This window comes from Aurantiacibacter gilvus, from assembly GCF_038289935.1.
GTDB lineage: Bacteria > Pseudomonadota > Alphaproteobacteria > Sphingomonadales > Sphingomonadaceae > Alteraurantiacibacter > Alteraurantiacibacter gilvus.
This window is the reverse complement of the sequence record NZ_JBBYHV010000002.1, coordinates 356,710-369,014: the sequence shown is the minus strand read 5'-3', so window position 1 is coordinate 369,014 and position 12,305 is coordinate 356,710. Positions and strand designations below refer to the sequence as shown.

Sequence of the window (12,305 nt, the reverse complement as noted above, 5' to 3'; positions counted from 1 at the left end):
CTGTCAGACTCGTACTTAGTTCAGGCGCGAAGCCCGGCGGTTGAAGCGGAAGGCGGCGTCCAGCGGTACGTCGCCCGGCAGGTCGAACAGCACGCGGCGGGTACGGAAATCGATGGCGACGCGCTGGAATATGCGCAGTTCGCTCATGCCCAGGATCAGCGCCGGGCGGTCGTTCAGGTCAAGGCTTTCGAATGTCGGCGAGTCGGTGAAGGAGACGACGACATTGTTGACGAAGACACGGCCCAGTTGGAGGCGACGGGCAATGCGCGTCGCGCCGGATACGGTGACGCCGTTGACGTCGGTCATGGTTGCGTCGGCCAGTTCCTGGCGGCGGCGCAGGCGGCGCTCCAGTTCCATGTTGCCGACCGAGCCTTGCGCGCCGGTATCGACGATCACGTCGACCCGGATGCCGTCGATCTCTGCGGTGTGGATTATCAACTGGCCCAGCCGCTCGCGCGCGCGCACGACAATATCGTAGGTGGTGGCGCCTTGGGGCAGCGAATCGAGCACGTGCATCGTGCCCGCCTCGAAATCGAGCAGCACCTTCTGGTCCTGCAAGGCATCGAGACCGAGAATTCCGTCCGCCCCGCCGATATGGGCACCATCGACGAGCGGCGCGGTGCGGATGGTCATGGTACGATCGCCCAGGACGAAATCCGGGACCATTGTCGTTTCCACCTCGCGGGTGCTGGCCATGGCCACCAGTGTCGCGAGTTCGCGATCGTGCAACTGCAACTGGTCGGCAAGGGCGATGGAAAGCACCGTGGCCTGGGCGCCGGTGTCGACCATGAAGGCGAATGGGCCTTCACCGCCGATGGTGACCGGCACGGTCATGCGGCGATAGCGTTCGACTTCCATGGCGATCTGCATGGCCACGGGATCGATCACCGGGACTTCGGCAGCCTCGGTAGCTGCGGCGACGACTTCGCCAGCCTGCGGTGCAACGACGGGTGCGACGGTCTCGTCGTTCATCGGTGCACTGGCGGTTCCGCTGGCAAGCAGCGCGGCGCTCAAGGCTATCCAGACCATATCTACTCTCCCGCTCGCCGGCGCGTCCCGGCTGCGGCGAGCAGACAGAGAATATCATGCGGCGGGCAAAGGCCCAAATCGCAAACGGATCAGTTCGCCTCGCGGGGTGCGGGGAACAGCCGGGCGAGGCCAAGACGCGCCAGGGCCTCGCTGGCGAAATGATGGATCTCTTCGTAGGCCGGGTGGCGGATCTGCCGCAGCGTCACCAGCCACAACATGATTCCGGCCATGGCCGCGCTGAACACCTGCAGGAAGGTCGCCTCGGCTGCGGGGGCCACCCAGACATAAGAGAGCCAGACCGGCAGCACGGCCATTCCGGTGACAATTGCCGATTGCAGCCAGACGCGGGCGAGGGCGCTCCAGCGGAACTGCACCACCGAGTGCAGGAAGGGCGCGTGGATGGCCAGCCAGGCAAGGCCGTAGAAGACGCGGCTCGCGGCGGCGGCTTCCAGCGAATAGAAGGCACCCACGGCCAGGAAGGCGACCGACACAAGCGTATCGAGGCCGAAGCGCCAGAGCAGCGGGCGCATCTTGCCGAGCAGGATCGGCAGCTCGACGTGCAGGGGCAGGGCAATGAACAGGATCTGCGAGATCGCGATCCATTCCAGCGGCCGCGCGGCACCGATCCAGCGCTCGCCATAGAGAATGGAGATGACCGGCACCGAGCAGGCAGCAAGGCCCGCCATGGTCGGCCAGGTGATCGCGGTGAAGCTGGCGGTGACGCGCTCGTAGTGCGGACCCAGCGGGTCGCCGCGGTCGCGGAAGCGGGCGAAGGCGGGGTAGAACACCGTCGCCAACCCGCCCGAAACGAGCCAGCGCAGTTGCCAGGCCAGGCCATAGGCGCGCGCGAACAGGCCCACGGCAACGGTATCGAGCAGTCGGCCGATCATCAGCTCGGGCAGGCGCGAGCCGAGCTGGGACAGCGCCTGCAGGACCGTCGAGGCCCCGCCGAACTTGAGCACAGGCACGGCGCCGCCAAGGCGCGGCGGGATCGGCAGCTTGCCGCCAACGCGCCACTGGGCAATGGCGGCGCGGGCCACTTGCTGGGCAAAGGCACCCCAGGCCAGCGCAATCGCGCCGTAGCCATGCCAGGCCAGCGAAATGGCAATCGCGGCATTGGTCAGCACCACGCCGATCTCGATCATGGTGTTGGAGCGGAAGTCCATGTTCCGGTGCAGCAGCGCCATGGGCACGGTTGCCAGCGGCACGAAGAAATAGCTCGCGGCCACCACCAGTAGCAGCGGCAACAGGCCGGGCAGGCCATAGAAGGCCGCAGCCGGCCAGCTCAGCACCACGCAAAGCACGGCAATGGTCCAGCTGACGATCAGCGAGACGGTGAAGGCGGTGCGGATCTTGTCGTCGTCGAGATCCTTCTCGCCGGCGACGTAGCGGTTGATGCCGAACTCCTGCAGAACCGCCAGCAGGCTGACGAAGGAGAAGGCGATGGTGAACAGGCCAAGTTCGTCCGGGTCGATGAACCAGCGGGCCAGCACGACGCTGGCCACGAACTGGATGGAGAAGGCCCCCATCTGGCTCGCCATGGCCAGCAGCGCCGCGCCCCGCACGGACATGCTGCGGTTCTTTTCCGTCGTCATGGCTCAGGCCACCTGCTTGGTGCGGCTGGTGCTGTCCGCGTCGGGAGCACCGGCGCCGCGCGCATTGCGCTTGTTACGGTGGGCCAGCATCGGCGAAGCGAGCTGCGGGAACAGCCGCCATAACAGGAAGCTCGCCTGCCACACCGGACCGATAGGCTTTTCACCCCAGCTCTGGCGCAGGTCGGCAATGGCTGCATGGTCGCCGTCGATAACCCGGTCGATGGCCATCTCGAAACACAGTTCCCGGGTGTTCTCGGCAATCATGGCGCGGGCGACCTCGGCATCCGGTGAGTCAGCGGGCAATTGTTCCAGCGCCTTTTCGAAGGTGCGGATATTGCCCTTTATCATCTTCTGCGAGGCGGCCGAGGCGGAGCGCGAGCGTACCCGGTAGTCGCCCAGCACCTCGTCGAGGTAGAGCGCGTGTCCGCCCAGCAGCATCAGCCGCACCCACAGGTCGAAGTCCTCGGCATGGGTCATGCCGGCATCGAATCCGCCGATGGCGTCGAAGTCGGCACGGCGGAAAGTGGAGCCGATATAGACGCCGAAGCTGCGGTCGAAGACGTCGGCCAGCGATCCGCGCAGACCGTCGCCGGAGCCTTGCTTGCCGGTGAAGCAGAGGCGCTCCTGCGGCACGGCTCCGAAGATTCGCGCGTTGACTGTAACGAGTCGCGCGGCGGGATCAGCCTCGAGTGCCGCCGTTGTGCGGGCGAGGTAATCCGGGCGCAGCATGTCGTCGCCGTCGAGCAGGGCCACATAAGGCGCAGAGGTCGCGGCAATGGCGCGGTTGCGCGCGGTGGAGACGCCGGCGTTGTCCGTTGCGAGGAAGGTGATTCGCGAATCGTCCAGGTAAGGCGCGACGGCGGCGGCCACGTCGTCAGGCGCGCCGTCGTCGACGACGGCGCATTCCCACTCGGTGAGGGTCTGGCCCACCAGCGAATCAAGCGCCTCGGGCAGCAGGTGTGCCACGCCATAGGCAGGCACGATGACTGCTACGCGGGGGCTGCCCTTGTCACTCGGCGCTGTTGCGCCACGGATTTGCTCTGCTTTCATGGAACCCGGAAATCGCCTTGTTGCCCGCTTTGCTTAACCGCGCGCGCGTAAAGATAACCTCAATGCGCCCCCTGAGCGGGAGACGGGGGTTAATGGCCCGACCCGGCCTTGTGGCGATTCACCCGCCTGAATCGGCAAAAACGGCGCTTTTCGGGGGTTCCTGGGGCGTTTTGGGCCAGGAAAGTTGAATCAGATCCGCTTGCTTTGGCGCATCGGGGCTTGAAATCGAGCGAGGTCGAGCCATCTAAGTTCATGGAGTTACGGCCGTTTTTGAATTTTTTCAGTTTCGGCGAAATAAAATTGCAAAAAGGCGTTGACCGAATCTCGGACCCCGCCTAGATGGGCTCCACCGACGCGGCGCTGACGGTTTCTAACCGCCACATCGCGTTGGTCGCCAACACTAATCGGACAGCCGGCTCCCCCGGTGTAAATCGGGGAACCAATAGCTGTCCGCTTTGATCTGTCTGGTGGCTCTTTGACATTGTCGGTTTTTGATGAAGGGACATGTGGGCGACGGCGCCCCGTCTGCGAAGCTCAAGGTCGCAGTAACGGGTAACCAAGCCGACGCCACATCCTCGGAAAACACCACGTTTTCCGTGTGATGATGCATGTTCATTCGTATCCATTACGTTTGACAGTGCAGGTATCGGCTCCTTGAAGCTCTTGCCTTGCAGGTTAGCAACTTCGGTTGTGCCTGTTTGGTGAGTGACACAAACTTGAGAGTTTGATCCTGGCTCAGAACGAACGCTGGCGGCATGCCTAACACATGCAAGTCGAACGAACCCTTCGGGGTGAGTGGCGCACGGGTGCGTAACGCGTGGGAACCTGCCCTTAGGTTTGGAATAACAGTGAGAAATCGCTGCTAATACCAAATAATGTCTTCGGACCAAAGATTTATCGCCTTTGGATGGGCCCGCGTTGGATTAGCTAGTTGGTGAGGTAATGGCTCACCAAGGCGACGATCCATAGCTGGTCTTAGAGGATGATCAGCCACACTGGGACTGAGACACGGCCCAGACTCCTACGGGAGGCAGCAGTGGGGAATATTGGACAATGGGCGAAAGCCTGATCCAGCAATGCCGCGTGAGTGATGAAGGCCTTAGGGTTGTAAAGCTCTTTTACCAGGGATGATAATGACAGTACCTGGAGAATAAGCTCCGGCTAACTCCGTGCCAGCAGCCGCGGTAATACGGAGGGAGCTAGCGTTGTTCGGAAATACTGGGCGTAAAGCGAACGTAGGCGGTGTCGCAAGTCAGGGGTGAAATCCCGGGGCTCAACCCCGGAACTGCCCTTGAAACTGCAACACTAGAATACTGGAGAGGCAAGTGGAATTCCGAGTGTAGAGGTGAAATTCGTAGATATTCGGAAGAACACCAGTGGCGAAGGCGACTTGCTGGACAGTGATTGACGCTGAGGTTCGAAAGCGTGGGGAGCAAACAGGATTAGATACCCTGGTAGTCCACGCCGTAAACGATGATAACTAGCTGTCCGGGCTCATAGAGCTTGGGTGGCGCAGCTAACGCATTAAGTTATCCGCCTGGGGAGTACGGTCGCAAGATTAAAACTCAAAGGAATTGACGGGGGCCTGCACAAGCGGTGGAGCATGTGGTTTAATTCGAAGCAACGCGCAGAACCTTACCAGCCTTTGACATCCTTCGACGGTTTCTGGAGACAGATTCCTTCCTTCGGGACGAAGTGACAGGTGCTGCATGGCTGTCGTCAGCTCGTGTCGTGAGATGTTGGGTTAAGTCCCGCAACGAGCGCAACCCTCATCCTTAGTTGCCATCATTTAGTTGGGCACTCTAAGGAAACTGCCGGTGATAAGCCGGAGGAAGGTGGGGATGACGTCAAGTCCTCATGGCCCTTACAGGCTGGGCTACACACGTGCTACAATGGCATCTACAGTGAGCAGCGATCCCGCGAGGGTTAGCTAATCTCCAAAAGATGTCTCAGTTCGGATTGTTCTCTGCAACTCGAGAGCATGAAGGCGGAATCGCTAGTAATCGCGGATCAGCATGCCGCGGTGAATACGTTCCCAGGCCTTGTACACACCGCCCGTCACGCCATGGGAGTTGGTTTCACCCGAAGGTGGTGCGCTAACCGGTTTACCGGAGGCAGCCAACCACGGTGGGATCAGCGACTGGGGTGAAGTCGTAACAAGGTAGCCGTAGGGGAACCTGCGGCTGGATCACCTCCTTTCTAAGGATATTGGCGGAAAGCGCCTGGCCTCGTGCCGGGAAGTGCTTCCTCCGTTTCCAAAGAACATTGCCGTCGTCCTCATGTCCTTTCATCACTGGAGAAACACACAGGCCTTGGTCTGTCGTGTTTGCGCCTGAGCTGGCTCACGCCGCCCGCGGCCGCCTTCCTTCTATGGAAAGTTAGGCCAGCGATGGCAGTGTGGGCCTGTAGCTCAGTTGGTTAGAGCGCACCCCTGATAAGGGTGAGGTCAGAGGTTCAAATCCTCTCAGGCCCACCATTTTCTCTTGTCTAAAGGGGCCTTAGCTCAGCTGGGAGAGCACCTGCTTTGCAAGCAGGGGGTCATCGGTTCGATCCCGATAGGCTCCACCAGACAACACTCCAGGATGAAATGAATACGGATCCTGCTTCGGCAGGTCAGGCGACATCGGTCGCCGTCTTTGACATTGTGAATGGGTTTTTAAATCGATGCCGTGAGGTGTCGTCGCGCTGGCAAGGCCTTTGGTCTGGTCCAGTCGATGGCAAATCACAAATCAATCAAATTGATTATCTGGCTGAGATAATTCCTCCATGCCGTCGCAAGACGAACAAGCGTTATGCAGGCTTGTCGTTGATGGTGTGGATTCTCAAGCGTGAGGTAAGAGCATTTGGTGGATGCCTTGGCATGTACAGGCGAAGAAGGACGTGGCACGCTGCGATAAGCGTCGGGGAGTTGTGAGCAAACTTTGATCCGGCGATTTCCGAATGGGGAAACCCACCTTCACCATTTCTTCTTTGATCCTTTCGGGGGTTGAAGGAGAGGTGGATAAGGTATCACCTTAGTGAATATATAGCTTTGGTGAAGCGAACCCGGGGAACTGAAACATCTCAGTACCTGGAGGAAAAGACATCAACCGAGATTCCGTTAGTAGTGGCGAGCGAACGCGGACCAGGCCAGTGCCTTCATTTCAACTAGCAGAACACTTTGGAAAGAGTGGCCATAGCGGGTGACAGCCCCGTATGTAAAAGTGATGATGAAGGACTTGAGTAGGGCGGGACACGTGAAATCCTGTCTGAACATGGGGGGACCACCCTCCAAGCCTAAATACTCGTACATGACCGATAGCGAACACAGTACCGTGAGGGAAAGGTGAAAAGCACCCCGATTAGGGGAGTGAAATAGTACCTGAAACCGAATGCTTACAATCAGTTGGAGCCCCTTTGGGGGGTGACAGCGTACCTCTTGCATAATGGGTCAGTGACTTAATCTAGCAAGCAAGCTTAAGCCGTTAGGTGTAGGCGCAGCGAAAGCGAGTCTGAATAGGGCGAATGAGTTTGTTGGATTAGACCCGAACCCCGGCGATCTAGGCATGACCAGGCTGAAGGTGCGGTAACACGCACTGGAGGGCCGAACCGTTTAATGTTGAAAAATTATCGGATGAGTTGTGTTTAGGGGTGAAAGGCCAATCAAGCCGGGAAATAGCTGGTTCTCCGCGAAATCTATTGAGGTAGAGCGTCAGATGTATGCCGATGGGGGTAGAGCACTGGATGGGCTAGGGCCGCGCGAGCGGTACCAAACCTAACCAAACTCCGAATACCATCGAGTCTTGTCTGGCAGACAGACGGCGGGTGCTAAGGTCCGTCGTCAAAAGGGAAACAGCCCTAACCTACAGCTAAGGTCCCCAAGTCATCACTAAGTGGGAAAGCATGTGGGATTTCCAAAACAACCAGGAGGTTGGCTTAGAAGCAGCCATCCTTTAAAGAAAGCGTAACAGCTCACTGGTCTAAATAAGAGATCCTGCGGCGAAGATGTAACGGGGCTAAAGTGATGCACCGAAGCTTAGGGTTCAGAATTTATTCTGAGCGGTAGCGGAGCGTTCCGTAAGCGGATGAAGCCGAAGGGTAACCGACGGTGGACGTATCGGAAGTGCGAATGCTGACATGAGTAGCGATAAAGAGGGTGAGATGCCCTCTCGCCGAAAGACCAAGGGTTCCTGCGCAACGCTAATCGGCGCAGGGTAAGCCGGCCCCTAAGACGAGCCCGAAGGGGGTAGTCGATGGGAACCACGTTAATATTCGTGGGCCTGGAGATGTGTGACGGATGGCGGATGTAGTTCTCTCTTAACGGATTGAGAGGGCTGCCAAGTTGTCCCGGGAAATAGCCTCTCCATATAGACCGTACCCGAAACCGACACAGGTGGTCAGGTAGAGTATACCAAGGCGCTTGAGTGAAGTATCCTGAAGGAACTCGGCAAATTGCCTCCGTACCTTCGGAAGAAGGAGGCCCTCTCATTAGGCAACTAGTGTGGAGGGGGCACAGGCCAGGGGGTAGCGACTGTTTATCAAAAACACAGGACTCTGCTAAGTCGGCTTCAAGACGACGTATAGGGTCTGACGCCTGCCCGGTGCTGGAAGGTTAAGAGGAGGAGTGCAAGCTCCGAATTGAAGCCCCAGTAAACGGCGGCCGTAACTATAACGGTCCTAAGGTAGCGAAATTCCTTGTCGGGTAAGTTCCGACCTGCACGAATGGCGTAACGACTTCCCCACTGTCTCCAGGATATGCTCAGCGAAATTGAAGTTCCCGTGAAGATGCGGGATACCCGCGGTTAGACGGAAAGACCCCGTGCACCTTTACTGCAGTTTCAGAGTGGCATTAGGAAAGAGCTGTGTAGCATAGGTGGGAGGCTTTGAATCTTGGGCGCCAGTCCAAGGGGAGCCATAGGTGAAATACCACCCTGCTGTTTTCTGATGTCTAACCTCGTACCGTTATCCGGTACAGGGACCCTCTGTGACGGGTAGTTTGACTGGGGCGGTCGCCTCCTAAAGAGTAACGGAGGCGCGCGATGGTAGGCTCAGGCTGGTTGGAAACCAGCTGCGAGAGTGCAATGGCATAAGCCTGCCTGACTGCGAGACTGACGAGTCGAGCAGAGACGAAAGTCGGTCATAGTGATCCGGTGGTCCCTCGTGGAAGGGCCATCGCTCAACGGATAAAAGGTACGCCGGGGATAACAGGCTGATACTGCCCAAGAGCTCATATCGACGGCAGTGTTTGGCACCTCGATGTCGGCTCATCACATCCTGGGGCTGGAGCAGGTCCCAAGGGTTTGGCTGTTCGCCAATTAAAGTGGTACGTGAGCTGGGTTCAGAACGTCGCGAGACAGTTTGGTCCCTATCTGCCGTGGGCGTCGATTGTTGAGAGGAGTTGCCCCTAGTACGAGAGGACCGGGGTGAACATACCTCTGGTGTACCTGTCATCGCGCCAGCGGTGCAGCAGGGTAGCTATGTATGGACGGGATAACCGCTGAAAGCATCTAAGCGGGAAGCCTCCCTCAAGATAAGCAATCATCGAACCGTGATAGACCATCACGTTGATAGGCTGGGTGTGGAAGTGCAGTAATGCATGGAGCTAACCAGTCCTAATAGTTCTGTTCGCGCTTGGTGGATCCCACCATCAACGTCAGGCCTGAATGGCCTAGCGTTGTGGAGGATTTGTCCAGCCGGATAATGACGCCTTAAACAGCAACAAACACCTTGATTGGTGCATCGATTTAAAACCTTGCCCGCACGCCGGCTTCATTGCTTGGTGGTCATAGCGCCTGTGACCCACCCGATCCCATCTCGAACTCGGCCGTGAAACCAGGCAGCGCCGATGGTACTGTGTCTTAAGGCACGGAAGAGTAGGACGCCGCCAGGCATTGTAGCCGGCGAGCTCGCAAGGAAATAACCCATTCACAAGTCAGAGGGCTGACCCGCAAGGGGCGGCCCTTTTGGCGTCTCTACGACGCCTGACATAACGGTGCCGCGGGATGGAGCAGTCCGGTAGCTCGTCAGGCTCATAACCTGAAGGTCGTTGGTTCAAATCCAACTCCCGCAACCACCGTCATTCATCAAAAACCGACATTTCCAGCCGCTGCGTGTTGCGTAGCGCGATCGGCGCACGCTTGCGCCCGGAAGATTGTCAACAATTTCACCGATCATGTTTGCCTTGTCTTGCCCTGCGGTGCTCGTTCACCCCTTGGGCGAGACACGGGAGAATTCGCCCTGTCTCACGCCCGATACGTGCGTGAGCAGTTGACGGCGGACGAGCGTTCCACAATGAGCGTTCGCGAACGCGGCACCCGCTCTGGCGGGCACAGCCGCTGGTGCAAGCCAATGAATGGAGAGGCAGGATGGCAAGTTTCGACAGATTGAACCCGATGACCGGCGAGGTTGCCTCGTCTGCGGAGGCGATGCAGCCTGGAGACATCCCGGCGATTGCAGCGAGAGCGCAGGGAGGCTTTGCCGTCTGGTCGAAGATGGGCCCCAATGCCCGCCGCGCGGTGCTGAACAAGGCCGCCGACGCGTTGATGGGCAAGAAGGACGAATTCGTCGCCGCCATGATGGGCGAGATCGGCGCGACCGCCGGTTGGGCCATGTTCAACCTCGGCCTTGCTGCCGGCATGGTGCGCGAAGCCGCTGCCATCACCACGCAGATCTCGGGCGAGGTCATCCCTTCCGATCATGAAGGCACCGTGGCCATGGGCCTGCGCGAGCCGGTCGGCGTGCTGCTGGGCATTGCCCCGTGGAACGCGCCGATCATCCTTGGCGTGCGCGCCATCGCCGTGCCGCTGGCTTGCGGCAACGCGGTGATCCTGAAGGCGAGCGAACAGTGCCCGCGAACCCATGCCCTGATCATCGAGGCCTTTGCCGAAGCCGGCTTCCCCGATGGCGTGGTCAATGTCGTCACCAATGCGCCCGAAGATGCGCCCGAAGTGGTCGGCGCGCTGATCGATGCGCCGGAAGTGAAGCGCATCAACTTCACCGGCTCCACCGCGGTCGGCAAGATCATCGCCAAGCGCGCTGCCGAACACCTCAAGCCCGTGCTGCTGGAACTGGGCGGCAAGGCACCGATGCTGGTGCTGGAAGACGCCGACCTCGACGAGGCGGTGAAGGCGGCCGGTTTCGGTGCCTACATGAACCAGGGCCAGATCTGCATGTCGACCGAGCGTATCATCGTGGTCGACGCCGTGGCCGACGAGTTCGCAGCCAAGTTTGCAGAGAAGGTGCGCAATCTTCCCGCTGGCGATCCCACCGAAGGCAAGACCCCGCTGGGCGCCGTGGTCGATCGCAAGACGGTGGATCACTGCTACTCGCTGATCGAGGAAGCGACTTCCAAGGGTGCAGAGCTGCTGGTGGGCGGCGAGACGACCATGAACGTCGTCATGCCCGCGCACCTCGTCGACAAGGTGACGCCGGACATGAAGCTGTTCCGCGACGAAAGCTTCGGTCCGGTGGTCGGTATCATCCGCGCCCGCGACGAAGCCCACGCGATCGAGCTGGCCAACGACACCCAATACGGCCTGTCGTCAGCGGTCTTCACCAGGGACACGGCACGCGGCCTGAAGGTGGCGCGCCAGATCCAGGCGGGTATCTGCCACGTCAATGCCAGCACCGTCTCCGACGAGCCGCAGATGCCGTTCGGCGGGATGAAGGCTTCGGGTTATGGCCGCTTCGGCGGCAAGGCCGGTATCGACGCCTTCACCGAACTGCGCTGGATCACCTTCGAAACCGAACCCGGACACTACCCGATCTAGGAGGCGGAGCAGACCTGCGCGTCAGGTGTGGAAATGGACGGCCTCGTCGAGTTCCCTGAGGAACGACAGGCCGTTCTCCACGTGCTCGCGCATGGCCCGTTCGGCTTCGGCCGGATCGTTGGCCATGATGGCGGCGAGGATCGCGCGGTGATCGCGGGCGGCCTCGCGCAGCCGTTCGCCGCGGTAGAACGTGCCGAACAGGAGGTGGTGCACGGGCGTGTTCAGCCGCTTGACCACTTGTTCGATTACCAGGTTGCCCGCGCCGCGCATCAGTAGCTGGTGCCATTCCGCATTGAGCCGCCCGAACTCCTCGGGACGCTCGTTCTCGACGCATTCTTCCATCGCCGCGGCGATTTCCTGCAAGTGCTCACGGTCGGCTTGGCTGGCGCGTTCGGTGAAGTCCGCCGCGCACAGGCCTTCCAGCGCCGCGCGCGCACGATAGAGCTGGCGGACCTCGTCCATCGAGGCGCCGCGCACCTTGGCACCGCGAAACTCCTCGATCTCCACCAGGCCGTCTGCCGCCAGCCTCTGGTAGGCTTCGCGTACCTTGAAGCGGCTGCCGCCGGTCTGGCGGATAATGTCCACTTCGACCAGTCGCTGGCCGGGCACGAACCTGTTGGAGCGGATCTGCGCGCGGATCCAGTCGGCGATCTCCGCGCTCGACGGACCCTTGCGGGCGAGGGCTTCTACGGCGTCTTCCATGACTCGTTTGGTAGTATCGCCCGCATTATTGTCAACAATTTGGTTATCCATATTTTCGTTGCCGCTGAATCCGGCAAGCGTAATCAGGCCACCACGCCAGAACCTACAACAGGCTGGCAATGGATGTTCTTGGGGAGGATTTAATGCGCTCTTTTGGTTGTCGCGCCGGCTCAGGCCTGCT

Annotated in this window: 5 protein-coding genes, 3 tRNA genes and 3 rRNA genes; 7 read left to right on the top strand and 4 right to left on the bottom strand. The window is 59.8% G+C overall.

The features are described from left to right. Positions 1 to 15: 15 nt before the first annotated feature. From AAEO60_RS11720 to AAEO60_RS11710, 3 genes are all read right to left on the bottom strand, one after another. A complete protein-coding gene (locus tag AAEO60_RS11720; RefSeq protein WP_341673893.1) occupies positions 16 to 1,029 on the bottom strand; it encodes a retropepsin-like aspartic protease in 1,014 nt (337 codons plus the stop codon). A gap of 89 nt (positions 1,030 to 1,118) precedes the next feature. Then, a complete protein-coding gene (locus AAEO60_RS11715) occupies positions 1,119 to 2,624 on the bottom strand; it encodes an oligosaccharide flippase family protein (protein ID WP_341673892.1) in 1,506 nt (501 codons plus the stop codon). Between the two features lie 3 nt (positions 2,625 to 2,627). Next, positions 2,628 to 3,674 carry a glycosyltransferase family A protein gene (locus tag AAEO60_RS11710; RefSeq protein WP_341673891.1) on the bottom strand — a complete coding sequence of 349 codons (1,047 nt, stop codon included), beginning with the start codon at positions 3,672 to 3,674 and terminating at the stop codon, positions 2,628 to 2,630. Positions 3,675 to 4,386: 712 nt separating this feature from the next. Between AAEO60_RS11710 and AAEO60_RS11705 the strand changes: the two genes are divergently transcribed. From AAEO60_RS11705 to AAEO60_RS11675, 7 genes are all read left to right on the top strand, one after another. Next, positions 4,387 to 5,873: ribosomal RNA gene (locus AAEO60_RS11705) — 16S ribosomal RNA — on the top strand. Between the two features lie 200 nt (positions 5,874 to 6,073). Further along, positions 6,074 to 6,150 (top strand) — tRNA-Ile (locus AAEO60_RS11700). A 16-nt stretch (positions 6,151 to 6,166) separates the two neighbouring features. After that, positions 6,167 to 6,242, top strand: a tRNA-Ala gene (locus tag AAEO60_RS11695). A gap of 255 nt (positions 6,243 to 6,497) precedes the next feature. Continuing rightward, positions 6,498 to 9,289: ribosomal RNA gene (locus AAEO60_RS11690) — 23S ribosomal RNA — on the top strand. A gap of 139 nt (positions 9,290 to 9,428) precedes the next feature. Next, positions 9,429 to 9,543 (top strand): 5S ribosomal RNA (gene rrf / locus AAEO60_RS11685). The 16S, 23S and 5S rRNA genes sit together here with 3 tRNA genes alongside, the layout of an rRNA operon. Before the next feature lie 106 nt (positions 9,544 to 9,649). Beyond that, positions 9,650 to 9,726: transfer RNA gene (locus tag AAEO60_RS11680), tRNA-Met, on the top strand. 292 nt (positions 9,727 to 10,018) lie between these two features. Then, on the top strand, positions 10,019 to 11,422 hold the full coding sequence (locus AAEO60_RS11675) for an aldehyde dehydrogenase (protein ID WP_341673890.1): 1,404 nt from the start codon (positions 10,019 to 10,021) through the stop codon (positions 11,420 to 11,422). Between the two features lie 21 nt (positions 11,423 to 11,443). Here AAEO60_RS11675 and AAEO60_RS11670 read toward each other — a convergent pair whose 3' ends face one another. Then, positions 11,444 to 12,124 (bottom strand): GntR family transcriptional regulator, encoded by a 681-nt coding sequence (locus tag AAEO60_RS11670; RefSeq protein ID WP_341673889.1) that lies wholly within the window; start codon positions 12,122 to 12,124, stop codon positions 11,444 to 11,446. Positions 12,125 to 12,305: the final 181 nt, after the last annotated feature.

Coding starts and splice junctions, on each gene's coding strand:
- AAEO60_RS11720 (WP_341673893.1), bottom strand. CDS start 1,029: ATGGTCTGGATAGCCTTGAGCGCCGCGCTGCTTGCCAGCGGAACCGCC.
- AAEO60_RS11715 (WP_341673892.1), bottom strand. CDS start 2,624: ATGACGACGGAAAAGAACCGCAGCATGTCCGTGCGGGGCGCGGCGCTG.
- AAEO60_RS11710 (WP_341673891.1), bottom strand. CDS start 3,674: ATGAAAGCAGAGCAAATCCGTGGCGCAACAGCGCCGAGTGACAAGGGC.
- AAEO60_RS11675 (WP_341673890.1), top strand. CDS start 10,019: ATGGCAAGTTTCGACAGATTGAACCCGATGACCGGCGAGGTTGCCTCG.
- AAEO60_RS11670 (WP_341673889.1), bottom strand. CDS start 12,124: ATGGAAGACGCCGTAGAAGCCCTCGCCCGCAAGGGTCCGTCGAGCGCG.